This window comes from Streptomyces sp. GL_141 (assembly GCF_057834385.1).
Genome location: NZ_CM174402.1, coordinates 442,810 through 466,883, shown reverse-complemented (window position 1 = coordinate 466,883; position 24,074 = coordinate 442,810). Strand labels below are relative to the sequence as shown.

The following is a 24,074-nucleotide window of genomic DNA, read 5'->3' as shown; positions in this document are numbered from 1 at the left end:
CCCGGCCCGGCGATCTCTGAGGGGCTACCGCTCCGCCGCTCCCGGGGGTTCGAGCGGCGGAGCGGTCACCGCGCAGTTCGTACGGCACTGCGGGTGACAGGCCCCGGGCGCGGGGGAGCGTACGGTCGCCCAGGCCACGGCGGCTCCGACCACCAGCACCCCCGCGCACCAGTACATCGCCCGCCCGAAGGCCGCGTCGAAGGCCCCGGCCGAGAGGTACGCGTCCGGGCCCATCCCGGCCAGCAGCGGCAGCGCGGCCACCGCGAGGAGCCCGGCGGCGCGCGCGGCCGCGTTGTTGATGCCACTGGCCAGGCCCGCCCGGCCGGGGTCCACCGAGGACAGGACGGTCGCCGTCAGCGGGGCCACCAGGGCCGCCATGCCCAGGCCCATCACGAGCAGCGCCGGCAGCACGTCCCGTACGTACGAGGCCTCCGGGCCCACCCGCAGCATCAGCAGCATCCCCGCCGCGCACAGCAGCGGCCCCACGGTCAGCGGGATGCGCGGGCCGATCCGCTCCCCGAGCTGCGCGGAGGGGGCCGACAGCAGCAGCATCAGGGCCGTGGTGGGCAGCAGGGCGGCCCCGGCGCCGAGGGCGGAGTAGCCGGACACCACCTGGAGCTGGAGCACCACGAGGAAGAAGAACCCGCCGAAGGCCGCGTACACGCACAGCGTGACCAGATTGACGGCGGTGAACCGGCGCGAGGAGAAGATGTCCGGGGGCACCATCGGATCGGCCCGCCGCCGCTCGACCACCACGAAGGCCCCGGCCAGCAGGACGCCGCCCACGGCGGCGCCCGCCACCAGCGCGGTGCCCGACCGGGCCTCGATGAGCGCGTAGGTCAGCAGCGCGAGCGAGGCCGCCCCGAGCACCGCCCCGGCCACGTCGAACCGCCCGTGCGCCGCCGGATCCCGCGATTCCGGTACGTGCCGCAGCGCGACCGGGACGCAGAGCGCGGCCACCGGCACGTTCAGCAGGAACACCCAGCGCCAGCCCGGCCCGTCCACCAGCCAGCCGCCCAGGAACGGCCCCACGGCCGCGCCCACCCCGCCGAACCCCGACCACAGCCCCACCGCGCGGGCCCGGTCGTCGGGATGGATCGAGCCCTGGATCAGCGCGAGGGAACCGGGCGTCAGCAGCGCCCCTCCGATCCCCTGGAGAGCGCGGGCGGCGATGAGCACCCCGGCGTTCGGGGCGATCCCGCACAGCAGGGAGCCCACCGCGAACCACACCACCCCGAGCACGAAGATCCGGCGACGCCCGAACCGGTCCCCGAGGGCCCCGCCGACCAGGATCAGGCCCGCGAGGGTCAGCAGGTAGGCGTTGACCGTCCACTGGAGCACCGCCAGATCGGCGCCGAGATCCCGGCCGATGGCGGGCAGGGCCACATTGACCACGGTCGAGTCGAGCAGCGCCATGGCGGATCCGAGCACGGTGGTCAGCACGATCCACCGGCCCTGCGCGGTAGCGAGCCGCCCCCCGGGGGCCGGGGCTGGGGTCGGGGCGGGGGCGGTCATTCCCCCAGGCTGGCCCGCGCGGCCCGGAACGGCCACCCGGCCGGGGGCGGTCCGGCGGCGGTCCGGCGGCGGTCCGGCGGCGGGGCCGGCGGCGGAACCGGTGGCCGTCCGGTCGCGGTCCGGTAGCGGTTCGGCTCATTAGGCACCCTTGTACGGGTCATGACATCTCCCGCACCATGACCCGCGCACGTCACGCACACCCTTTCCGCACGTTCTGCACACGGCGTACGAGGAGACACACGTGGCCCCAAGCGACAGCCGACGATCCTCCCGAGCACGATTACGACCCCTGCGCGCAGGGCTCGCCGCCCTCACCGCGGCCCTGCTCCTGCCGCTCGGCGCGGGCGTGGCCGCGGCCGCCCCCGATCCGGCCCCCAGCCCGGGCGCGGCCGAGCGCAAGATCGAGCCGAGTCTCCGGGCCCAGCTCGACGGCTCCGCCAAGGCCGTCTTCTGGGTCTACCTCGACAGCGCCGCCGACCTCACCGCCGCGGCCGCGCAGCCGACCCGCGCGGCGAAGGCCGAGACGGTGCTGCGGCTCAAGAAGGAGCAGGCCGCACGCAGCCAGACCGAGGTGATCAAGGCCCTGCAGGGCACGCAGGCCGAGTACACCTCGTACTGGATCGTCAACGCGGTCCGCGTCGTCGGCACCGAGAAGCTCGCCACCGCCCTGGCCCAGCGCCCCGAGGTCGCCCGGATCGACGCCGACGACCGGATCGCCCTGGCGAAGCCCGCGGAGGGCACCCGGGAGAAGACGGCGGCCGACGCCGTCGAGTGGAACGTGGACCGGATCAAGGCGCCGCAGGTCTGGGACCAGCTCGGCGTGCGCGGCGAGGGCATCGTCGTCGCCAACATCGACAGCGGCGTGGACCACACCCACCCGGCCGTGGCCAACCAGTACCGCGGCCGGGCCGCGGACGGGTCCTACGACCACAACTACGACTGGTTCGACCCGGCGGGCGTCTGCGCCACCGCCGCCCCCTGCGACAACAACGACCACGGCACCCACACCATGGGCACGATGGTCGGCGACGACGGCGGCGCCAACAAGACCGGCGTCGCCCCGGGAGCCAAGTGGATCGCGGCCAAGGGCTGCGAGAGCAACTCCTGCTCCGAGGCCTCGCTGCTCGCCGCGGGCCAGTGGATCGTCGCGCCGACCGACCTGAACGGCCAGAACCCGCGCCCCGACCTGGCCCCGCACATCGTCAACAACTCCTGGGGAGGCCCGGGCGCGGACACCTGGTACCAGCAGATCGTCGACACCTGGCGGGCCGCCGGCATCTTCCCGGCCTTCTCCAACGGCAACTCCGGACCCGGCTGCGCCACCAGCGGATCGCCCGGCGACTACGCGAGCTCCTACAGCTCCGGCGCCTTCGACATCAACGGCGCCATCGCCTCCTTCTCCTCGCGCGGAGCCGGCCCCGGCGGGATCCTCAAGCCGAACATCGCGGCCCCCGGGGTGAACGTCCGCTCCTCCGTCCCCGGCGGCGGATACGAGTCCTTCTCCGGCACCTCCATGGCCTCCCCGCACACCGCCGCGGCCGTGGCCCTGCTCTGGTCGGCCGCACCCGCCCTCGAAGGCGACGTCGCGCAGACCGAAGCACTGCTGGACGGCACCGCGCTGGACACCGACAGCGCGCAGTGCGGCGGCACCGCCGCCGACAACAACGTCTTCGGCGAGGGCAAGCTCGACGTGCTCGCCGCCGTGACCTCCGCGCCGCGCGGAGCCCTCGGCGCGCTCGCGGGCACCGTCCGCTCCGGCGGGCAGCCCGTCGCCGGGGCGAAGGTCGTCGCCGACGGCCCCATCGACCGCACGGCGACCACCGCGGCCGACGGCACGTACCGCTTCCCCACCCTGTCCGTGGGCTCGTACGCGCTCACCGCCTCGAAGTTCGGCTACGGACAGCAGGGCGCGACCGTGGCGGTGACCGAGAACGCCACCGCCACCGGTGACATCGACCTCGTCCAGGCGGACTCCGGGAAGCTCACCGGCACCGTCGCCTCGGCCGCGGGCCCGGTCGCCGGCGCTGCGGTGAGCGTCGCGGACACCCCGGTGACCGCGACCACCGACGCCCAGGGCCGCTTCGAGGTCACCCTGCCCCACGGCACCTACACCGTGAACGCCACCCACTCCTCCCGCTGCCTCACCGCCGGCGCGGCCGCGGTCACCGTCGCCGGTGACACCACCGTCGCCGTCAACCTGCCCGAGCGCACCGACGGCTACGGCTACGCCTGCGCCGCCTCGAACGGCACCCCGTACCAGCCGGGCGACCGGCGGCTCGCGCTGACCGGCGACAACACCACCGAGCGCGTCGACCTGCCCTTCCCGCTGCCGCTGTACGGCAAGACGTACGCGCAGGCCTGGATCGGCACGAACGGCACCGTCAGCCTCGGCGGCAACAACACCGGGGACGTCAACGGGGACATCCCGAGCACGGCCACGCCCAACGCGGCGCTGTACCCGTTCTGGGACGACCTGGTCGTCGGCGCCGCCGGCAGCGGCTCCGGAGTCTTCACGGCCGTCACCGGCACCGCACCGCACCGCAGTTACGTCATCGAATGGCGCGAGGTGTCGCACTGGTCGGCGCAGTCCGAAAAGTTCTCCTTCTCGGCGGCCATCGGCGAGGACGGCACCGTCCGCTACTCCTACCAGGGGACCGGCGGCACCGGCATCAAGGGCGGCTCCACCGCCACGGTCGGCGTGGAGAACGCCACCGGCACCGACGCCTACCGGTACTCCTTCAACACGCCCGTGATCACGGACGGCCTGTCCGTCTCCTTCCGCACCACCAGGAGCGGCGTCGTGGCGGGCCGCGTGCTCGACGCGAACGACGGCAACGGGGTCGCCGGAGCCACCGTGACCATCGGCACGGGCGCCACCGCGGTCTCCGCCACCACGGCGGCCGACGGCGGCTACGTGGTCCAGAGCCCCTCGGGAGCACGGGAACTCGCCCTGACCGCCGCCCAGTACGAGCCGGCCGCGGCCACCGTGGACGTCAAGGCGGCCGACGTCACCCAGGTGACCCGGTCCCTGCGCACCGGCAAGGTCACCCCGGCGAAACCGGCCGTGGAGCTCGTCCTGCCGCCCGGCCAGAAGCGGACCCGGACCCTCGACCTCGCCAACCCCGGTCTCGGTACGGCCTTTACGGCGGCCGAGGACGCGGCCTGGCTGACGGTGACCCCCGGCTCCGGGGACCTCCCGACGGGCGGGAAGGCCCCGCTCACCCTGGTCGTGGACACCACGGGCCTGACCCCGGGCACCGTCCTCACGGCCGACCTGAAGATCACCTCGGCCAGCGGCCGGACCCCGGTGCTCACCGTCCCCGTCAAGCTCGTCGTCCCGCGCTACCAGGTCGCCCTGGACGCCGGTTCCACGGGCTCCAGCACGGACTCGCTGGGCGACGGCTGGTCCCCGGACCGCAAGTACACGACGGGCTCGTACGGCTACCAGGGCAACGCCTCGTCCCAGTCCACCAGCCGCACGATCGCGGGCACGGACGACCAGAAGCTCTTCCGCAACGCCCGTGAGGGCATGTACGAATACCGCTTCGACAACGTCCCCAACGGCACCTACACCGTGGAACTGGGCTTCGCGGAACTCTCCTCCACCAAGCCGAACAAGCGCGTCTTCGACGTCCTGGCGGAAGGCGCCCAGGTCCTGCCCTCCCTGGACATCGCCCTGGAAGCGGGCCCGTACACGGCCCTGACCCGCACCTACACGGTCACGGTCACGGACGGCGTCCTGAACGTCCGCTTCGTCACCCACACCGGCTTCGGCAAACCCCTGCTGAACTCCCTGCGCGTGACGGACCGCCCCGACAAGACCTGACCCCGGGCCACAGCGCGACGGGCGGGGCACCTCCGGGTGCCCCGCCCCCGTGCGTTCAGGCCCGGGGTCAGCGCAGGAACCTCCGGTCGCGGCCGGCGAAGGAGGGGAGCGGGGCCGCCGCGCGCAGGACCACGTCCAGGGCGCGCCCCGGGTCGCAGGCGTACGTACCGCTGGCCCACGCGGCATTGGCCTCGATCACCGACCAGCGGCCGCCGGCGAGGCCCACGTCGACCACGATCGCGGACGGGAGGGTGGAGAAGGGCAGTCCGGACGCGAAGGCGAGGGCATCGGCCGGGGCCGGGCCGGGGCTGAGCCGGCCGTCCTCGGCATAGCGGCTCGCCGTGTGCACGGTCCCGTCGAGCAGGAACACGCGGTGCTCCGCCGTGAACCGGACCACGTCGCTGACCAGCACCTCCGTCCCCGGATCCACCGCGTCCGGCCCCGGCAGGCGCGAGCCGTCGGCGTAGACGAGTGCCGGGATGTCCTTGTCGTTCGGCGACTTCACGAATACGGGCCTGCGCAGCCCGTACGCCTCACGGATCGGCATCAGCCGGACCTCCCGGCCGGTGAACTCCCGGGGCAGCCGCGCCAGCCAGTCGGACGGCGCTTCCAGCAGACCGATCCCGAGCCCGGGGGCCACGGCATCGGCGAACCGCGGCCCGGCGTGCAGATGGCGGGCCTCCAGGCCCTCGGGCACGGCGAAGCCGTCCAGTTGTACGGTGGCCAGCCCGCGCGCCCGCGCCGTGTCCCGGAGCCGGGCGGCGGACGCGGTGACACGGGGCGGGAGCAGCAGGGTCATGCGGAGATCCTGCCGGGGGTCCGGTCCCGCGTCATCCGGGTTTCGGAGCCGGACGGGGCGTCAGCCGCGGCGGTACTGGTCCACCAGGATCGTGACGGAGCCGCCGGCCGGGGCCTCGGCCAGTCTCGCGATCGCGAGCTCGGTCCGGTCCGGGCTGCGCACGCAGAACGGCCGGGCCTTCGCGAGGGCGGCGAGGGGCAGGTCGGCGGCCGGGCGGGTCCCGATGCCGTGGAGGCAGGCGGCCACGGTCAGCTCCCCGGAGTCGGAGTCGGAGACGAAGGAGTCCGACTCCTCGGAGGGGACCAGGGCCTGGCCGTCGTGCGCCAGGTACCAGGCGGCCGTCTCCGCGGGCACCACCTTCCCGGCCTTCAGGTCGAACTCGTACCCGGAGTCGGGGGCGGTGAGCCTGGCCTTCGCGTAGCCGGGCAGGTACCCGGCGGCCGGGTCGGCCGGGGCGGCACCGGGTGTGGGGGTGGCGGGGGCGGATGCGGAGGCCGTGGGGCCGGTGACGGGGCCGCGGCCGTCGGTGCTCCGGGCCTCGCCCGCGGGGTCGTCCAGGTAGTACACGGCTCCGGCGGCGGCGAGCAGGGTGCCGGCCACGATGAGGGTCGCCGGCAGCGGAAGCCGCCGCCTCCGGGCCGGCCTGCCGTGGCCCGGACCGGGGCCGGATGCCGGTGCGTGGACCGGTGCGTCGACCGGTGCAGGGACCGGTGCAGGGGCCGGCGCGGATGCGGGCGCCGGCGGCTGTCCGTCGGGCCGGGCTCCGGAATCCGTGCGCGGTCCGGGGAAGGCCGTCCCGGGGGAGTACGGCGCGATGCCCGCCGGGTCCGGCAGCGCGGTGGCCGTCCTGGTGGCCCGGAACGGCGCGGGGGCGGTCCGGGCGCTGTCGCCCCCGGCCGTGCCACCGCCTGCACCCGCGCCGCCGCCCCCGCCTCCGCCGAGCTCCTCCCGGACCTGCCGGGGCAGCCAGCCGTCGGTGAACTCCGGCTGCCCGCAGACCAGGGGGTGCGCCCGCACGGAGGCGATCAGTTCGGCCGGCCGCGGACGGTCCTCGGGACGCTTCGCGAGGCACCACGAGACCAGGCCGTACAGCTCGTGCGGCACCCGGGTGAGGTCGGGATGTTCGTGGACGACCCGGTAGAGGGCGCTGGACTCCGGCCCGTTCCCGAAGGGCGCGATCCCGCAGGCGACGTACGCGGCCAGCGTGCCGAGCGCGAAGACGTCGGTCGCCGGCGTCGCCGGATGGCCGAGCGCCTGCTCGGGCGCCATGAAGGCCGCCGTGCCGATCCGCAGCCCCGTACCGGTCAGTGCGGCGGCGTCGGCCGCCCGGGCGATGCCGAAGTCGATCACCCGGGGGCCGTCCCCCGCGAGCAGCACGTTGGCCGGCTTCAGGTCGCGGTGGACGACGCCCGCCCCGTGGATGGCCTGGAGCGCCTCGGCTATGCCCGCGAGCAGCAGCAGGACCGTGCGGGCCGGCAGCGGCCCGTGCCGCCGTACGACCTCGTGCAGCGAGGGACCGGACACGTACGCGGTGGCGAGCCACGGCGTGGGGTCCTCGACCCCGGAGTCGATCACCTGGGCGGTGAACAGGCCGTGGATCCGGCGGGCGCTGGCCACCTCCTGGGCGAACCGCCGCCGGAACTCGGGATCGGAGGCGAGCTCCCTGCGGACGGCCTTCAGCGCGATGGGGCGGCCGCCGGGCGTATGGGCCAGGTAGACCACGCCCATGCCGCCGGAGCCGAGCCGGGCGTGCAGGCGGTAGCCGCCGATCTCGGCGGGATCGTCTGCGGACAGTGCCGTACGGGCCGGCTGTGCGCCGGAGTGCTGTTCGGACATGCGGTGGCTCTTTCAACGATGCGAGGCGAGACGTGGCAGGGGCCTGCGCGCACATCGTGCCATGAATTGACTGAATTTTCAGTCAGTGCCAGAGTGGGCGACACGCGCCCGCACCACCCGTTCCGCGTCACGGCCCTTCGCGGACGGAGGGCGCACCCTTGTCTCAGGGGCCCGGGACGGTCGGCCCGTGCCGTGCCTCCCGCGCCCGTCCCGGCCGGACGCAGTCGTCCTGCCGGCCCTCGATCGGAGCCCTCCCGTGTCCCACCTGCCCCCCACGCGCCGGACCGCCCTCCGCACCTTCGCCGGGCTCGGCGCCCTCGCCTTCGGGGCCGCCGCCTGCGGCCCTTCGCAGAGCGCCCCGCGCTCCAACGCCCCCGACGGAACCCCCCAGCCGTCCCCGGCCGCCACCGCGCGCCGGCTCGGCGCCGAGTGGGAGAGCCACACCCGCACCTTCATGGCCTGGCCCGCCCTGGACGCGGTCTGGATGGAGGACCTGCGCTCCGTGCGCGAGGACATCGCGCGGATCGCCCGGGCCGTCGGGGGGTACGAGGAGGTCATCATGATGGCCCGGCCCGAGCAGGTGGCCGCGGCGCAGAAGGCCTGCGGCTCCGAGGTCGAGGTGATCCCGCTGGCCGTGGACGACCTGTGGGCCCGCGACACCGTTCCCGTCTTCGTCGAGGAGGAGGGCAAGGTCATCGGTGTCGACTTCAACTTCAACGGCTGGGGCAACAAGCAGGAGCACAAGAACGACGGCCAGGTCGGCCGGCTCCTGCTCCAGAAGTACGGCATCCCCCGGGTCCAGGCCCCGCTGGTCGCCGAGGGCGGCTCCTTCGAGACCGACGGCGAGGGCACCCTGCTGATCACCGAGAGCTCGATCGTCAACGACAACCGCAACCGCGGCAAGAGCCGGGACCAGATCGAGGCCGAGCTCAAGCAGACCCTGGGCGTGCAGACGGTGGTCTGGCTGGCCGGCGTACGCGGCGAGGACATCACCGACGCCCACGTGGACAGCCTCGTACGGTTCGCCGCCCCCGGCGTCGTCCTGCTGGACCGCGCCCACCCGAACACCCCGAAGGACTCCTGGTCCCGCTCGGCGGACCAGGCGAAGGCGGTCCTGTCGAAGGCCACGGACGCCCGCGGCCGGAAGTTCGAGATCATCGACCTGCCGCAGCCCGACCTGGACAAGATCACCGGCGAGGGCGACGACTTCGTGTCGACCTACGCCAACTTCTACGTGGCCAACGACTCCGTCTTCATGCCGAAGTTCGGGGACCGCCAGGCCGACGACCGGGCCCGCGGCATCCTGCAGGAGCACTTCCCCAAGCGGGACGTCGTCCCCGTCACGATCGACACGATCGCCTCGGGCGGCGGCGGCATCCACTGCTCGACCCACGACCAGCCCGGCAAGCCCGCCGCGTGAGCGCAGTGCGGCGCCGCCCGTCCGGGCGGCGCGTCCCCCTGCTCCCGGGACTGCTCCTGCTCGTCATCGTGGCGGCGGTCGGCGTGGGGGCCTGGCTGCAGTTCGGCGAACGCCAGGCCCAGGACACCGTCCACACCACGGGACGGGCCGATCCGGACCGGGTGGACGTCGAGGCCACGATCCAGCGCGTCGACGCCGCCGGGCGCGAACTGGTGCTGCGGGTCCTGGTCACGCCCAGGGGAGCGCTGGCCGAGCCCGACGGGGTCGCACCCGTGGAGGACCTCACCCTCCAGACCTCGGCGGCCACCCGCGACGACCTGACCTTCAAGGCCCACCAGCGCATCGCCGGCCGGGACGTGGCGGTGGCCCTGGACGACGGCTCCGTCACGGACTACCCGTTCGACACCTACGGGGCGGACATCGGATTCGGGGCCGTACTGGGCGAGAAGAAGGTCCCGGTCCGGGTCCTGTTCTCCAACAACGACGTGCTCTTCACGTCCACGGTGGGGGCCTCGACGACGAGCGGCGGCGAGGTCGTCCTCGACGTCGGGCTGGCCCGTTCCAACAGCGTGCTCGTGTTCGCGGTGTTCATGATGATCGCGATGTGGGCGCTGGCCGTGTCCGTCCTCATCGGCGGCTGGTTCCTCGTCACCCGGCGCAAGGGGCTCACCTGGCCCGCCCTCGGCTGGATGGCCGCCACCCTGTTCGCGCTGGCGGCCTTCCGCAACGCCGCCCCGGGCACACCGCCGATCGGCTGCCTGCTCGACTACCTCGCCTTCCTCTGGGCGGAGATCCTCATCGCGTTCTGCCTGATCACCGTGGTGGTCATGGGGATGAGGGTCGAGTCCCGCGCGGAGCCTCCGGCCGAGGGGGCGGGCGGGCCCGAGGCGCAGCCTCCGGTGGAGGGTCCGGGGCCCGGCGCCGCCCGGTAGCCCGGCGGGCGGTACCGGGACGCCGGTGCCGGGCGGCCGCGGGGGCATTCGGGTGGCCCGCCGCGGCCGGACCGCGCGACGCGCGGGACGGGCGCCGCGGGCGCCGTACCGTGCTGAGCATGACGCTCCAGAGCGACCGGGCCGGACAGGCCGACCAGACGGGGCCTGCCGGACCGCGCGAGCCGGTCACGCGGCGCGCTCCGGCCGGGGACGTCGACCGGATCGCGGCACTCGTACGGATCGCGGCACTCGTTCGGGACGCGGACCCCGGGGCCGGCTGGGCCGTCGGCGGCGCGGACGGCCCGGACGGCCCGGACGCGGTGGTGGAGGCCGACGTAGGGGCCGGCGGTCGAGCCGAGGTCGGCGATCGAGCCGGGGCCGAAGCCCCGGCCGGAGGCCCGGCCGCCGCTCCCGATGCGAGCGGGCTGGCGGGTGTGCTGGCCGTCTGGCCCGTCATCGGGATGCTCGTGGACGCGGGGGAGCTTGCCCTGCACACCCCGCTCACCGCCTACGGGGCGGGCGACGGCCTGCCCGCCGGAACCACCGCGCACCATCTGCTCACCCACGGCCCCGGGGTGTCGCCCGCGCTCACCGGGCTCGCCGAGCGGCTGTGCGGCAGCCCCCTCGCGGGGGTCGCCGCCGACCGGATCTGGGCACCGCTCGGCATGACCCGGACGGGATTCGCCCCCGACGGGACCCTGCGCGCGTCCGCCGCCGACCTCGGCCGGTTCCTGAGCCACCTCCTCGCCCCGGCGGGCGGACCCGTCAGCCCGGCCTGGACCGCGCAGTCGCTCCGCATCCGCACCGGCGAACTGCTACCCGCCCGGGGCCTCCTCTGGCACCCCGGCGCGCACGGCTCCTGGTCCCACGGCGACGGCCCGGCCCTGTGGATCTCCCCGCGCGGGCGGCGCTGGGCGGCCCTCCTCCCCGCCGCCCCGTCGGCCCCGCTCCGTACCGCGTTCCGTGACGCGGTCTTCGCCTGAACTCCGATCCGGTGCAACGCCGTTGTATCTTCGGAGTTCGATGAAGAAGACCCGGCAGAAGGACCCTGACGTACCCGGTCCGCAGAGTCCCTGGGACGAGATCACCCCCGGCCTGTGGATGGGCGGCCACTACTGGACCGACCCGGCCGGGGAGCTGCGGCCGGTCGTCGTCGGAGCCGAGTTCGACCTCGTCATCAGCCTCTTCACCCGCCCGGGCCACGGCCCCGACCCGGTCGTGGAACACCTGGTCGGCGAGATGCCCGACGCCCCGCTCACGGGCGCGCAGCTGCACACCGTCCTCCGCCTCGCCGCAGCCGCCCGCGCGGCCCTCGACGCCGGACGGCGGATCCTGGTGCGCTGCCATTCCGGTTACAACCGCTCCGGCCTGGTCGTCGCCCAGTGCCTCGTCGACGGCGGCCTCGCACCGGCCGCCGCCATCGGCCTCGTCCGCCTCGGACGCTCCCCCTGGGCCCTGCACAACGAGACCTTCACGGACTACCTCGCCGCCGGTCCGGAGGTCGCCGCGCTGCTCGTCGACCTCGATCCCGGTGCGGGCCCCGATTCCGGCCCCGATTCCGGTCCCGACCCCGAACCGCGCACCCCGGCCCGTCCGTAGCCCGCCCGTACCCCCCTCGTGGTCCTCGGAGCGCGGACCCGGGACGGTCGACGTACGGTGAGCGCGAGATCACCGAACGTCGACTCCAGGCTGCGCGGAGGTACACACATGCGTACGGCCCACGAGACCGCCCGCGATGCGCGCACGCCACCGGCCCCGGCCGCGGAGGCGCCCGTATGACGGCGCGGGCGGGGCGCGGCGAGAGCGCCCGGTTCGCCGCCGCCCACACCCTGCCCGCCCTGGTACGGGGCTTCGTGAGCGCCCGCCCCCGTGCGGTGCGCGGGCACGCGGGCCCGGACCGGCCCCGCTGGTCCGCAGCCACCCTGCGGGCGCTGCGCGAGCGGCACGGCGGGGCTCCCGTGCTCGTACGGGGGCTGACCGGCACCGTCCTGCTCATCCTCGATCCGCAGGACATCCGGCAGTTCTACGCCGAACCCGTCGGCTCCGCGGTCCGGCCCGCCGCCGGCCCGGACGGCTGCGCCCACGCCGGGCTCCACGCCGAGCGGCGCGCGGTCGACGACTCCGTGCTCGCCGCGGGGCTGGCCGTGCACCCCTCGTGCGGGGCGATCCTCTCGGTCCTCACCGACGAGGCCCGGCGCCTGACGGCGGGCGGCTCCCTCGAACTCGCCCGCGTCCGGCACTCCGTGGCCCGCGCGGCCCGGCGCATCGTCCTCGGCGACGCTGCCGCGGAGGACGCGGAACTCGGCCGCCGGCTCGGGCGCTTCCACGAGAGGGCCGGCGCGCGCATCGCCGCGTACGCCGAGCTCGCCGAGCCGCACACCCTCATCGGGCGGGCCCGCCGCCACGCGGAGCCCTGCTGCGGGCCGGTCGGGCCGGACCGGGTCGGGCCGGACCCGGTCGGGCAGGTCCGCCAGTGGCTGGCGGCCTTCGACCTCGTCCCCGGCGTCCTGCTGCGCACCCTGCTGCTCCTCGGCGCGCACCCGGCCGAACAGGACGCCGTCGCCGCCGAGGCCCGGGCCGCCGGATGGGCGCAGGGCGCCGCCCAGGGCGCGCTGCCCCGGCTGCGGGCCTGCGTCCGGGAATCGCTGCGCCTCTATCCGGCCGTGCCCGACCTGATACGGATCACCCGGGCCGAGACCGAATGGCGGGGCGTGCGGCATCCCGCCGGGACCTGCGTGGTGCTGCCCGTGCTGTTCCACCAGCGCGACCCCGAACACGTGCCCGCCGCGCACGTCTTCGTACCCGGCCGGTGGGCCTCGCGCGAAGCGGACCGGGACGTCCGGATGGCCCCCTTCAGCCATGCCGGCGGACGCTGCCCCGGTGAACAGCTCGGGCTGCTGGTCACCGCGGCGCTCTGCGCGGAGGTGCTGCGCGGACACCGGGTCCGGTCCGTCCGGCCCGTGCTCGACCCCCACGGCCCGCTCCCCGCGGCCCTGGACCCGCAGGGCATCCGCCTGCGCCTGACCCGCCGCTGACCCCACCACCGGCCCCGCCCGCACCCCGGCGGTGCCACGGATCCGGCCCGCCCGCCCTGCCTGCCAGCCTGTTTGCCTGCCTACTTGTCTGCCGAGCTGTTCGTTCCGCCCCGTCCTGCCCGATGTTCATCCGACCCGACGAGGAATCCATGTCCGACGCCGCGACCCCCGGGACCTCCGCGACCACCGACCCGGACGCCGATCAACTGGGCGCCCTGTGCCGGGAACTGGCCGAGGCGGCCGACGCCGTCGGCGAAGCCGCCCGCTACGCCTCCCGGCTCGCCCTCGGCTCCCGGCTGCCGGTCACCGCGCTGGGCCGCGGCAGCCGCCGCCGCGCGGCCTGGCGTACGCTGCTGCGCGCCCTCGCCGACCCGGACGGACTCGGCTGGGCCGCGCGGGGGCGGGGCGTGGCCCGGGCCGGGTGGCTCGCGGGGGTCTTCACCGGCCGGGAGAGCCTCGCCGTCAGCCTCGCGGTGTGCGGGCTCAAGGGCCGGATCCGGGCCGAGAGCACCCGTAACCCGGCGAGGTCCGCCGACCCGGCCGCCGCCGAGTTGTTCCTCGCGGTGGAGGAGGACCGGCAGGCGGACGCCGTCCGGGCGTTCCGCGAGCTCGTGCGCCACCGCGGTGAAGGACCCGCCTTCGCGCTGCTGAACCCCTCCTTCGCCGACATCCTGGCCTGGAACGCGCTGACCGACGACAACCCGTTCAACGACCACGCCGGCTGGCAGGTCGCCACCGGCAGGGCCGTCGCCGCCGAGCCGCTCCTCGGGATCGGCGCCGCCCTGCGGGCCTTCTTCGACCGGGGACCCGCCTGCTCCGAGCCGGGCAGCCGCCTCCTCGCCGAACTGGACACCACCGGAACCCCGGCCGGGTACCGCGGCAATGCCGACCGGATCGGCGGGTCCCCGGGCGCGGTCCTGCTCCAGCAGGTCGTGGGCCCGGACGAGGTCGAGCGGTGCGTGCTCCAACTCGCCGGACCGCCACCGGAGTCCGGCCGCGCGGACGCCCCGTACGAGGAGCCGGCCGCGCACGTCCGGGACGTGGCCGCGACCGTACGCCGCCTCGTGCCGTCCGGCACCGAACTCGCCCTGCTCGGCCACGGTCCGGGTGCCCGGACGGCCGGACGGCTGGCCGCGAGCCGGGAGTTCACCTCCGTCTACCGGGTCACCTGGGTGGGTTCCGGCCCCGAGCCGGGTCCGGCGGCGGCCCTCGCCGCCTTCGGGGGCCGGGTCACCGGCAGCCACCTCGTGCGGCTGCCCGGCCACCCCGACGTCTACGTTCCGGGGCGGCCCCAGTGACGGACACCGCCGGGCCCGCGCCCCGGTCCGAGACCCCGACGGCCCCGGCCGAGGGCCTGCGCGCCCACTCGGCCGCCCTGCGTTCGCACGCCGAGCGGCTCCGCCGCGCCGCCGGAGACCTGCGCTGGCAGGGCCCGGGGGGCGACGCCTTCCGCGCAGAGGTGGAGTCCCTGGCCGACCGCTGCGCCACCGCGGCGGGCGGCTTCGACCTGGCGGCGGCCCAACTGGCCTGCCCCGGGTCCCGGGAGGGGACGCGGGGCAGGCACCGGCGGACCGGCTGACCGGAAACCGGCGGGGACGCGGCGGCGGAGCGGGCGGCGGCGGTCGGTCAGAGGACCAGTGACAGCAGCAGGACGAAGCCCAGGCCGACCACCGAGATGATGGTCTCCATCACCGACCAGGTCTTCAGGGTCTGGCCGACCGTCATGCCGAAGTACTCCTTCACGAGCCAGAACCCGGCGTCGTTGACGTGGCTGAAGAACAGCGACCCCGCTCCGATGGCGAGCACCAGCAGGGCGGTCTCCGTGGAGGACATGCCCGCCGCGAGCGGGGCCACCAGGCCGGCCGCGGAGATGGTGGCGACCGTGGCCGAGCCCGTCGCCAGGCGGATGGCCACCGCGATGAGCCAGGCCAGCAGGAGGGTGGGTATCGCCCAGTTCTCGGACAGGTCCGTGATCATCTGGCCGACGCCCACATCGATCAGCGTGGCCTTGAAACCGCCGCCCGCACCCACGATCAGCAGGATGCCCGCGATCGGGGCCAGCGACTTCTCCACCGTCACGGACAGCCGCGCCTTGGTGAAGCCGGCCGCCCGGCCGAGGGTGAACATGCCCACGAGCACCGCCGCGAGCAGCGCGATCAGCGGTGAGCCCGCCACGTCGGTGACCCGCTGGACCGCGTTGGCCGGGTCGTTGACCACGATGTCGACCAGGGCCTTCATCAGCATCAGGACCACCGGCAGCAGCACGGTGAAGACCGTCGCCCCGAAGCTCGGGCGGCGCTCCAGCTCCGCCGAGGGCCGCTCCGGGATCATGTGCTCGGGCGCCGGGATGTCCACCCACCGGGCCGCGTACCGGGAGAACACCGGGCCCGCGATGACGACGGTGGGGATGGCGACGAGCACGCCGAGCGCGAGCGTGAGGCCGAGGTTGGCGTCGAGGGCGTCGATGGCGACCAGTGGCCCGGGGTGCGGCGGGATCAGCCCGTGCATCACGGACAGGCCGGCCAGCGCGGGGATGCCGATCCGCATGAGCGAGTAGTTGCCCCGCTTGGCCACCAGCAGGACCACCGGGATCAGCAGCACGATGCCGACCTCGAAGAAGAGCGGGAGGCCGATCACCGAGGCGATCAGCACCATCGCCCACGGCATGGCCCGGCCCTTGGCGCGGGCCAGGATGGTGTCCACGATCTCGTCCGCGCCGCCCGAGTCGGCGAGCAGCTTCCCGAGGATCGCGCCGAGCGCGATGAGCACCCCGACGCCCGCGACGGTGGCGCCGAGCCCGGCCGTGAAGCTGGAGACGGTCTTGGCCAGGGGGGCGCCGGCGAACACCCCGAGGGCGAGCGAGCCGAGCGTCAGCGCCAGGAAGGCGTGCAGCTTGAGGCGCGTGATGAGCAGGACGATGACGGCGATGCCCGCGAGGACGGCTATCCCCAGCTGGGTGTTGCCGGCCGAGGTGATCGGCTCGGTGGCGGCCGCTGCCAGAGTCTCGACGCTGAGACTGGTCACGGTGACGGTTCCTTCGTTGTTGCGTGCGGGGCAGGGTGGACGGGGGCGAGGTCCGGGCTTCGGGCTCCGGGCTTCGGGGGGCGTGCCCGGGCGGTTACGCGACCGGGGCCGGGAGGCGGCGCAGGGCGGCCAGCGCCCGCGCGGTGATCTCCTCCGGGGTTCCGGACACGTCGACGAGGACGCCGAGTTCGTCGCGCTGGAGCGGCTCCAGGGCGGCGAACTGCGAATCCAGCAGCGTGGTGGGCATGAAATGTCCCTTGCGCGCGGCCATGCGCTCCTCGATCAGCGGCCGGTCGCCGGTGAGGTGGACGAAGACCGTGTCCGGCGTGACGGCCCGGAGCCGGTCCCGGTAGGCCCGCTTGAGGGAGGAGGCGGAGATGACCCCGCCGCCGACCCGGGCCCGGTTGCGCATCCACTCGCCGATCGAGTCCAGCCAGGGCCAGCGGTCCGCGTCGTCCAGGGGGACGCCGGCGGACATCTTGGCGACGTTGGCCGCCGGGTGGAAGGCGTCGCCCTCCGCGTAGGGGAGGGCGAGCGCGTCGGCGAGCAGCCGGCCCACGGTCGTCTTTCCCGTCCCGGCCACGCCCATCACCACAATGACGCGCGTCATCGCGCACCTCGTTTTCGTTTCTTCGTTGTACTTGTCCCCGTTGACATCGGCCCGGAAGGCCTGGGCACCACTGAAACGCATTACGTAGTACTTATTCAAGAGCTATTCGGTAAAACGTCACATCTTTTGTCTCTCCGGGCGTCACCGTACGCTTACGCCATGACCACTGAAGGGCCGGGCGGACCGGGCGCAACGGGCGAGCCGGGCGGGCCGGGCGGCCAAGGGCTCCACGCCCACGTACTGGACACGATCGGCCTGGCGATCACGGCGGGGGAGCACCCGCCCGGCAGCGTGCTGCGCACCGACGAGATCGCCGAACGCTTCGGCGCCTCGCGCACCGTGGTCCGCGAGGTGGTCCGGGTACTGGAATCGATGCAGTTGGTCGAGTCCCGCCGCCGGGTCGGCGTCACCGTCCGCCCCACCGAGGAGTGGAACGTCTACGACCCGCGCGTCATCCGCTGGCGCCTCGCCGGCGCGGACCGCCCGCGGCAGTTGCGCTCCCTCACCGTGCTGCGCTCGGCCATCGAACCGGTCGCGGCCGGACTCGCGGCGCTCCGGGCCACCCCGGAGCAGTGCGCCGATCTCACCGAGGCGGCCCTGGGCATGGTCCGCACCTCACGCGGCCACCAGCTCGACGGGTACCTCCACCACGACATCGCCTTCCACCGGATCGTGCTCAACGCCTCCGGCAACGAGATGTTCGCGCGGCTCGGCGATGTCGTCGCCGAGGTCCTGACCGGGCGCACCCGGCACGCGGTGATGTTCCACGACCCCGACCCGGCGGCCGTCACCCTGCACGTACGGGTGGCCGAGGCCGTACGGGAGGGGGACGCGGCCGGCGCGGAGGCGCTGACGCGGCAGATCGCGGTGGGCGCGCTGGAGGAACTGGACGTGCTCGCACCCTAGGCGGCGGGGGCCGGGCAAGATCCGAAAGAGACGGCCTAGTCGCGTACCGGGGCGGTCGCCGGGGGACGGGCGTCGGTGCCGGCCGCGCCCAGGCCCGCGAGGAGGCGCAGTCCGTCCTCGGCGGGGGTGCCGGGGGCCGCGGACAGGACCAGCAGTTCCATGCCCGACTCGCCGGGCAGCCCGAAGTTCTCCTGGTGCAGTTCCAGCAGCCCGATCAGCGGGTGGCGGTACGCCCTGCGGCCGTGGGTGCGGGCGCGCACGTCCGCGCGGGCCCACAGGCGGCGGAACCGCTCGCTGCCCATCGCCAGTTCACCGATGAGCGAGGCCAGCTTGGGGTCCTCGGGGTACTGGCCGGTGGCCAGGCGCAGGTGCCCGACCACGTCGAGGGTGCAGTGCTCCCAGTCCGCGTAGAGGCCGCGCTCGGCCTCCTCCAGGAAGAGGTTCCGGGCGATGTTCAGGCCCGGCATCGGCCGGCCGAAGAGGAGCCCGGCGAGGGCGTTCCCGGCGAGCACGTCCAGACGGTGGTTCATGATCAGCGCGGGCGCGCCGGCGACGAGGTCGAGGACGCGCAGCACTTCCGGTCGGATCCGCCCGCCCGGCGCCTTCGCACGGCGGCGGCGCTGCCGGGCGAGCCGGTAGAGGTGCTCCCGCTCGGTCTCGTCGAGGCCGAGGACGCGGGCGAGCGCGTCGAGCACCTGCTCGGACGGCTGGGTCGCGCGGCCCTGCTCCAGGCGCACGTAGTAGTCGACGCTCACACCCGACAGGTGCGCGACCTCCTCGCGGCGCAGGCCTTCGACCCGGCGGCGGCTGTCGGTGGGTATGCCGACGGCCGCCGGGTCGACCCGTGCGCGCCGGGTCCGCAGGAAGCCAGCAAGATCGTCCATGGGGCCCAGTATGGCCGCGGCGACGCCCGCGAGGGTGGCCCTGCCGGTACCAGGAAGCCCGGTCCGACGGAAGGCGCGCCCCTGAACGGCGGGCGCGGCGGGGCCCAGGATCGAGGCATCCGATCCCGAGTCCCGAGGAGTTCCCGTGAAGACGCTCATCGTCTACGCCCACCCCGAGCCGAAGTCGCTCAACAGCTCGCTGAAGGACCTGGCGGTGTCCACGCTCGAGGGCGCCGGGCACGAGGTGCGGGTGAGCGATCTGTACGCCATGAACTGGAAGGCGGTCGTGGACGCCGAGGACTACGGCCCCCACGCCTCGAGCCCGCTGAAGGTCGCGCTGGACTCGGGCCGGGCCTTCGACGCCGGGGCGCTCACCCCGGACGTGCTCGCCGAGCAGGAGAAGCTGCTGTGGGCCGACACGGTCATCTTCCAGTTCCCGCTGTGGTGGTACACGATGCCCGCGATCCTCAAGGGCTGGGTGGACCGGGTGTTCACCTACCGCTTCGCGTACGGCGTCGGCGAACACAGCGACACCAAGTACGGGGAGCGCTTCGGCGAAGGCATCCTCGCGGGCCGCAGGGCCCTGCTGTCGGTGACCACCGGTGGCCCGGAGTCGCACTACTCCGCCCGCGGGATCAACGGCCCCATCGACGACCTGCTGTTCCCGATCCACCACGGGATCCTCTACTACCCCGGCATCGAGCCGCTGCCGCCGTTCGTGCTGTACGGCACCGACCGGATGAGCGGCGAGGACTACGCGGTCGTGGCCAAGGCGTGGGTGGAGCGGCTGCTCACCCTGGAGTCGACCGAACCCATCGCCTTCCGGCGGCAGAACTTCGGCGACTACGAGATCCCCTCGCTGCACCTGAAGGAGGGGCTGGAGCCGGCGGGGCGCGGGGGGTTCGGGCTGCACGTTCGGTGACCGCTGGCCGCGGGGTGGACTGGTCGGGCTGACCGGGCTGACCCGGTTGGTCGGACACGTTGGTCTGGCCGGACGGGTCAGTCTGGCCGGTGGGCCGGTGGGTTGGGTGGGCTGGTGTAGCTCGTAGGGCTGTGGGTTGGGCGGGCTGGTGTAGCTCGTGGGGCTGGTGGGTTCGTCGGGTCGGGCCCGGATTGGCGGTCGGCCGGGGTGGGGGTGCGGGTGCCCCCGCCGTCCGGCGTACCGGTACCGCGTGTCGTTGGACCAACTCGTTGACGCTGCGGCGGCATGAGCGCTTTTGATCTTCGTCGGATGCCCTTCCGGGAGATGCTCCCCCTCGCTTCGGCCGGAGCAGACGACCATCATTTCCGTGCGGCGAAGGGGTACTCGCATGTCTTCCACAGCAAGAACCGGACGAAGGGCCCGGCTGGCCGGCGGCCTCGTACTGCCAGTGGCCGTGGCACTGGGCGGATTCACGGTCCCGGCGGTGGCCTCCGGCGGTGGCAAGGTGTCGGCCGTTGAGGCCGGTGTGCCGTCTTCGGACGGTGGTGCGGCGCCGGGGTCCGGGAAGGGCGTGGCGCTGGAATCTGGTCAGGGCGAGGTTTCGGAGTCCGGGGAGGGCGCGGCCTTGGATTCCGGGAGGGTCGTGGCTTCGGGGTCCGGTGGTGGTGCGGTGCCGGTCACCGTCGCGGTCGGTGTGCCGTCTTCGGGTGGCGGTGTGGTGACGGAGAACGGGAGGGGTGCGGCGCTCGGCTCCGGGCGGGGTGGGGTCGGGGACGTGGGTGTGGTGGCGGGGGAGTTCGTCGGTGGGGGCGGCTCCCGTGAGCGGAGCGTCCCGCAGGCGGCGTACGCGCCTTCGGTGTCCGGCGTGCCGAGTGCCCCGCGGTCGACGCGCGCCGGCCGTGCGACGGAGGCGGGACCCGGCGGGCCCGGCGTCAACTGTGGGCGGCAGCGCGCCGAGGCGGTCCCGGAGGGCGGCCACCCGTGCCCCGCTCCCGCCGGGGCCCAGGGTCCACGGGGTCCCAAGGGCGCCAAGGGGGAGAAGGGCGGCTCCGGGCCCAAGGGCGACGCGGGCCCGCCGGGTCCCAGGGGCGAGCCGGGCGTGAAGGGCAACGCCGGTGCCAAGGGTGATGCGGGGCCGCCGGGACTCCAGGGTGCGCCGGGCGAGAGGGGGAGCGCCGGGCCCAAGGGTGATGCCGGGACGCCCGGTGCCAAGGGCGAGCAGGGCCAGAAGGGGCTCGCCGGGCCCAAGGGGGACCGGGGGGCCGTCGGGCGCAAGGGTGACCCGGGCCCCAAGGGGGACGTCGGACGGACCGGAGACGTCGGGGCGGCCGGGCCGCAAGGACAGCAGGGACCCGCGGGTCCGGCCGGGCCGGCGGGCACGCAGGGGCTGCCCGGGCTTCCCGGCACCGCGGGCCCGCAGGGGTTCGCGGGACCGCCCGGACGGCAAGGTGCCCCGGGCCCGACCGGTGCGACCGGGCCGCTCGGCCCGCTGGGCCTGGTGGGACCGCAGGGGGTGCCCGGCCCGGTCGGGCCCTGCGCCTCGGTGGACAACCAGATGCCCAACAACTCCGAGGAGTTCGCGCTCGTCCTCAAGGACGGCAAGACCTACCTCGGCCGCCGCGCCCGCGATATGGCGGGCCAGTGGGGCGACTTCAGCTGGACCGACCTCACCGTGGCACCGGTCACGGGCTACCCCGCCGACGTCTGCACCGTCGCCCTGGCCATCCAGGGCAACGACGTGAAGGTCAAGGCCATCACCAAGACGGGCACGCTCTACCACACCCACTGCGGGACCAACGGGCGTGCCGTCACCTGTGACGCACCCTGGGCGCCCGTGCATCCACAGCCCGGAACGGTCCCGCCCCCGCCGCCGGCGGCCTGACCCGGGACCCGGCCCCGGAGCGGCCGCCCCGGAGTGACCGCCCGACGGCACCCGCCCCGTACGCCACACTGGGCGGGTGTTGGGACATGACGACGGGTACGAGGCCGCGGACTCCGCCTCCTTCGTGGGGCGGACCGATGAACTGGCCGCACTCGAACGGGCTTTGCGTGAGGACCGGCTGATCACCCTGACCGGCCCGGGCGGCGTCGGCAAGACCCGCCTGGCCCGCCGTGCGGCCGACCTCGCGGGGGCGGCAGGCGCGGGCGAAGGCGCCGGCGCGACCCGGCCCGCCGAGGCGACCGGGTCCGCCGGCCGGGCGGACGCCCCCAGTCCGGCTGCCCCCACCGGTCCGGCCGCCCCCGCCGGTCCGTCCGGCGCTGCCCTTCCGGCGGACGTTGCTGGTCCGACTGGTGCTGCGCGTCGAACGGACGCTGCCGGTCCGGCCGGTGCTGCCACTCCGGCCGGTGCGGCCCGTCCGACCGGTGCTGTCGCCCCGGCGGACGCCGCCCCTTCGGACGGTCCCGGGCGGTCCGTGGGCTCCGCCGTCCCATCGGGGCTCTTCCCCGATGGGGTGCACTGGGCCGACCTCTCGCCGCTGCCCGACGAGCGGCTGCTCGTGGCCACCGTGGCCGATGCGCTGGACCTCGCCGATCACACCGCCCGTACCCCGGCCGCAGCGGTGCGGCAATGGATCGGCGGGCGCCGGATGCTCCTCGTGCTGGACTGCTGCGAGCACCTGGTGGCCGCCGTACGGGACCTCGTACGGGAGCTGCTCGACGCCGCCCCGCACCTCGTCCTGCTGGTCACCAGCAGGCAGCCGCTCGGCCTCGCGGACGAACGCGTCCTGGACGTCGGCCCGTTGCCGCACGCCGTGGACCCGTTCGGCGCCGAGGAGGCCCTCGCCCTGTTCACCCGGCGGGCCGCCGCTGCCGCCCCCGGGCAGGCGCCGCCCTGGACCGAGGCCCGGCTCGCGGCCGCCCGCTCCGTGTGCGCCCGCCTCGAGGGCATCCCCCTCGCGCTGGAACTGGCCGCCGCTCAGTTGACCGACCACACCATCGAGGAGCTGGCCGTCCGGCTGGCCCGCAGGATCGGCCCGCTGTCCGCACCCGCACCCGCACCCGCACCGGCCCCCGGCCCCGTCCCCGGCCGGCCACCGCGCCACCGCGCGCTGCGCACCGCCATCGGCTGGAGCCACGAGTGGTGCGCACCGCGCGAACGGCTGCTGTGGCTCCGGCTGTCCGTGTTCGGGGGAGCCTTCGACCCGGCGGCCGCACGCGCCGTGTGCTCCGCCGCCCCCCTCACCGAGACGGACGTCCCCCCGCTGCTCGACGCCCTGGTCGCCAAGTCCGTCGTACGCCGGGGCGCGGACGGCTCGTACCGGATGCTGGACACGATCCGGGAGTACGGGGCCATGTGGCGCGACGAGGCCGGGGAGCGCGAGGCGCTGCGGGAGGCGCACGCCGGGTACTTCACCGAGCTCGTGCGCGCCGCCGAACGGGACTGGCTCGGCCCCGCCCAGCGGATCGGGTACCGGCGCGTCGAGGCGGTGCACGGAGACCTGTGCGCGGCCCTCGACCACTACCTGGTCACCGCCCCGGACCGGGCCCTGGACCTGGCCGCCCGGGCCGGCTTCTACTGGGCCTGCTGCGGCCACCTGCACGCCGCGCGCGGCTACCTGGAGCGGGCGCTGGCCGCCGCACGGCCCGAGGAGGTGGCCCCGCGGATCCGGGTGCGCGCCCTGTGGGCCCTCGGGGTGACCCTGCTGCTCCAGGGCGAACACGAGCAGGCCCACCGGATCGCCGTCGGCTGCGAAGCCCTGGCCGCGGGGCTCGACGGGGACTCCGGCCCGGCGCTCGACGCCGCGTACCTGCTGGGCCTGAGTCACCTGCTGGCCGGGCGGCCGCTGGCCGCGCGGATCGTCTCCGACAACGCCCTGGAGGCCTTCCCCGGCACGCCCTTCGACTCGGGGCCCCGGATCCGCTGCCACCTCGTACGGGTCTTCGCGCTCACCGGCACGGGCCTGTTCACCGACGCCCGGGACGAGGCCGAACTGCTGCGCGCCGGCTGCGCCGAGCGGGGCGAACACTGGACCCGGGCCTACGCCGACTACCAACTGGCCCTGATCTGCCTCTTCGAGGGCCGCCCCGCCGAGTCCGCCGTCCACGCCCGCGCCATGCTGGAGAGCAAGCGGGAACTGGGCGACAGCTTCGGCACGGCCCTGGGCCTCGACCTGCTCGCGGCGGCCCGCGCGGCGACCGGAGACGGGGCCGGCGCGGCGCGCGCGTACGGCACCGGCCACGCCTACTGGCAGGCGGTCGGCCACCCGCAGCGCGGCACGCCAGAACTGGCCTCCGTACGGGAGGAGTTCGAGCGCACGGCGCGCGGGGCACTGGGCGACCAGGCGTACGAGGCGGCCTTCCGCGAGGGCCTGCGGCACGGCCACGCCCTGCGCACCCGGCCCCGCCCGTACGAGAGTTGAGCCC

General features: G+C 75.0%; 18 protein-coding genes. 12 read left to right on the top strand and 6 right to left on the bottom strand.

The genetic code is table 11. The features are described 5' to 3' along the window. Positions 1 to 24: 24 nt before the first annotated feature. Positions 25 to 1,515 carry an MFS transporter gene (locus tag AC3IX6_RS02000; RefSeq protein WP_489368432.1) on the bottom strand — a complete coding sequence of 497 codons (1,491 nt, stop codon included), beginning with the start codon at positions 1,513 to 1,515 and terminating at the stop codon, positions 25 to 27. Positions 1,516 to 1,861: 346 nt separating this feature from the next. Between AC3IX6_RS02000 and AC3IX6_RS01995 the strand changes: the two genes are divergently transcribed. Next, positions 1,862 to 5,341, top strand: a complete 3,480-nt coding sequence (locus AC3IX6_RS01995; RefSeq protein WP_489368431.1) for a S8 family serine peptidase — start codon at positions 1,862 to 1,864, stop codon at positions 5,339 to 5,341. A 67-nt stretch (positions 5,342 to 5,408) separates the two neighbouring features. Here the strand turns inward: AC3IX6_RS01995 and AC3IX6_RS01990 are convergent, their stop codons facing one another. Next, entirely contained in the window at positions 5,409 to 6,140 is a 732-nt protein-coding gene (locus AC3IX6_RS01990) for an ATP-grasp domain-containing protein (protein ID WP_489368430.1), read from the bottom strand. A gap of 60 nt (positions 6,141 to 6,200) precedes the next feature. Beyond that, positions 6,201 to 7,976, bottom strand: a complete 1,776-nt coding sequence (locus tag AC3IX6_RS01985; RefSeq protein ID WP_489368429.1) for a serine/threonine-protein kinase — start codon at positions 7,974 to 7,976, stop codon at positions 6,201 to 6,203. A gap of 256 nt (positions 7,977 to 8,232) precedes the next feature. Here AC3IX6_RS01985 and AC3IX6_RS01980 point away from each other — a divergent pair, with 256 nt between their 5' ends. The 7 genes from AC3IX6_RS01980 to AC3IX6_RS01950 all read left to right on the top strand — a co-directional run bounded on the left by AC3IX6_RS01980 (position 8,233) and on the right by AC3IX6_RS01950 (position 14,942). After that, complete coding sequence (locus AC3IX6_RS01980; protein ID WP_489368428.1) at positions 8,233 to 9,396, top strand: agmatine deiminase family protein; 1,164 nt, start codon at positions 8,233 to 8,235, stop codon at positions 9,394 to 9,396. Further along, positions 9,393 to 10,328: a DUF4436 family protein gene (locus tag AC3IX6_RS01975; RefSeq protein ID WP_489368427.1), complete on the top strand. Its 936-nt coding sequence runs from the start codon at positions 9,393 to 9,395 to the stop codon at positions 10,326 to 10,328. The genes AC3IX6_RS01980 and AC3IX6_RS01975 overlap by 4 nt, the downstream gene beginning before the upstream one ends. A gap of 119 nt (positions 10,329 to 10,447) precedes the next feature. Next, positions 10,448 to 11,311, top strand: coding sequence for a serine hydrolase domain-containing protein (locus AC3IX6_RS01970; protein WP_489368426.1), 864 nt, complete (start codon positions 10,448 to 10,450; stop codon positions 11,309 to 11,311). A 40-nt stretch (positions 11,312 to 11,351) separates the two neighbouring features. After that, a complete protein-coding gene (locus AC3IX6_RS01965; RefSeq protein ID WP_489368425.1) occupies positions 11,352 to 11,927 on the top strand; it encodes a protein phosphatase in 576 nt (191 codons plus the stop codon). Between the two features lie 176 nt (positions 11,928 to 12,103). After that, complete coding sequence (locus tag AC3IX6_RS01960; RefSeq protein ID WP_489368424.1) at positions 12,104 to 13,363, top strand: cytochrome P450; 1,260 nt, start codon at positions 12,104 to 12,106, stop codon at positions 13,361 to 13,363. Positions 13,364 to 13,512: 149 nt separating this feature from the next. Further along, on the top strand, positions 13,513 to 14,661 hold the full coding sequence (locus AC3IX6_RS01955; RefSeq protein ID WP_489368423.1) for a hypothetical protein: 1,149 nt from the start codon (positions 13,513 to 13,515) through the stop codon (positions 14,659 to 14,661). Beyond that, positions 14,658 to 14,942 (top strand): hypothetical protein, encoded by a 285-nt coding sequence (locus tag AC3IX6_RS01950; protein WP_489368422.1) that lies wholly within the window; start codon positions 14,658 to 14,660, stop codon positions 14,940 to 14,942. Before AC3IX6_RS01955 ends, AC3IX6_RS01950 begins: the two co-directional genes overlap by 4 nt. Before the next feature lie 47 nt (positions 14,943 to 14,989). Here AC3IX6_RS01950 and AC3IX6_RS01945 read toward each other — a convergent pair whose 3' ends face one another. Continuing rightward, the gene (locus tag AC3IX6_RS01945; RefSeq protein WP_489368421.1) at positions 14,990 to 16,387 is read right to left on the bottom strand and encodes a GntT/GntP/DsdX family permease; all 1,398 of its coding nucleotides are present in this window, start codon (positions 16,385 to 16,387) and stop codon (positions 14,990 to 14,992) included. A 94-nt stretch (positions 16,388 to 16,481) separates the two neighbouring features. After that, positions 16,482 to 16,997 (bottom strand): gluconokinase, encoded by a 516-nt coding sequence (locus tag AC3IX6_RS01940; RefSeq protein ID WP_489368420.1) that lies wholly within the window; start codon positions 16,995 to 16,997, stop codon positions 16,482 to 16,484. Positions 16,998 to 17,156: 159 nt separating this feature from the next. Between AC3IX6_RS01940 and AC3IX6_RS01935 the strand changes: the two genes are divergently transcribed. Then, complete coding sequence (locus AC3IX6_RS01935; RefSeq protein WP_489368419.1) at positions 17,157 to 17,903, top strand: FadR/GntR family transcriptional regulator; 747 nt, start codon at positions 17,157 to 17,159, stop codon at positions 17,901 to 17,903. A gap of 35 nt (positions 17,904 to 17,938) precedes the next feature. Here AC3IX6_RS01935 and AC3IX6_RS01930 read toward each other — a convergent pair whose 3' ends face one another. Continuing rightward, complete coding sequence (locus AC3IX6_RS01930; RefSeq protein WP_489368418.1) at positions 17,939 to 18,787, bottom strand: helix-turn-helix transcriptional regulator; 849 nt, start codon at positions 18,785 to 18,787, stop codon at positions 17,939 to 17,941. A gap of 145 nt (positions 18,788 to 18,932) precedes the next feature. On the opposite strand from AC3IX6_RS01930, the gene AC3IX6_RS01925 reads away from it, so the two are divergent. The 3 genes from AC3IX6_RS01925 (at position 18,933) to AC3IX6_RS01915 (ending at position 24,070) form a co-directional block, all read left to right on the top strand. Then, positions 18,933 to 19,709, top strand: coding sequence for an NAD(P)H-dependent oxidoreductase (locus AC3IX6_RS01925; RefSeq protein WP_489368417.1), 777 nt, complete (start codon positions 18,933 to 18,935; stop codon positions 19,707 to 19,709). A gap of 718 nt (positions 19,710 to 20,427) precedes the next feature. Further along, complete coding sequence (locus tag AC3IX6_RS01920) at positions 20,428 to 21,591, top strand: collagen-like domain-containing protein (RefSeq protein ID WP_489368416.1); 1,164 nt, start codon at positions 20,428 to 20,430, stop codon at positions 21,589 to 21,591. Between the two features lie 76 nt (positions 21,592 to 21,667). Continuing rightward, on the top strand, positions 21,668 to 24,070 hold the full coding sequence (locus AC3IX6_RS01915) for an ATP-binding protein (protein WP_489368415.1): 2,403 nt from the start codon (positions 21,668 to 21,670) through the stop codon (positions 24,068 to 24,070). Positions 24,071 to 24,074: the final 4 nt, after the last annotated feature.

Excerpts from the sequence above, each read along its gene's own strand:
- AC3IX6_RS02000 (WP_489368432.1), bottom strand. The coding sequence starts at position 1,515 with ATGACCGCCCCCGCCCCGACCCCAGCCCCGGCCCCCGGGGGGCGGCTC.
- AC3IX6_RS01990 (WP_489368430.1), bottom strand. The coding sequence starts at position 6,140 with ATGACCCTGCTGCTCCCGCCCCGTGTCACCGCGTCCGCCGCCCGGCTC.
- AC3IX6_RS01985 (WP_489368429.1), bottom strand. The coding sequence starts at position 7,976 with ATGTCCGAACAGCACTCCGGCGCACAGCCGGCCCGTACGGCACTGTCC.
- AC3IX6_RS01970 (WP_489368426.1), top strand. The coding sequence starts at position 10,448 with ATGACGCTCCAGAGCGACCGGGCCGGACAGGCCGACCAGACGGGGCCT.
- AC3IX6_RS01965 (WP_489368425.1), top strand. The coding sequence starts at position 11,352 with ATGAAGAAGACCCGGCAGAAGGACCCTGACGTACCCGGTCCGCAGAGT.
- AC3IX6_RS01960 (WP_489368424.1), top strand. The coding sequence starts at position 12,104 with ATGACGGCGCGGGCGGGGCGCGGCGAGAGCGCCCGGTTCGCCGCCGCC.
- AC3IX6_RS01955 (WP_489368423.1), top strand. The coding sequence starts at position 13,513 with ATGTCCGACGCCGCGACCCCCGGGACCTCCGCGACCACCGACCCGGAC.
- AC3IX6_RS01940 (WP_489368420.1), bottom strand. The coding sequence starts at position 16,997 with ATGACGCGCGTCATTGTGGTGATGGGCGTGGCCGGGACGGGAAAGACG.
- AC3IX6_RS01935 (WP_489368419.1), top strand. The coding sequence starts at position 17,157 with ATGACCACTGAAGGGCCGGGCGGACCGGGCGCAACGGGCGAGCCGGGC.
- AC3IX6_RS01930 (WP_489368418.1), bottom strand. The coding sequence starts at position 18,787 with ATGGACGATCTTGCTGGCTTCCTGCGGACCCGGCGCGCACGGGTCGAC.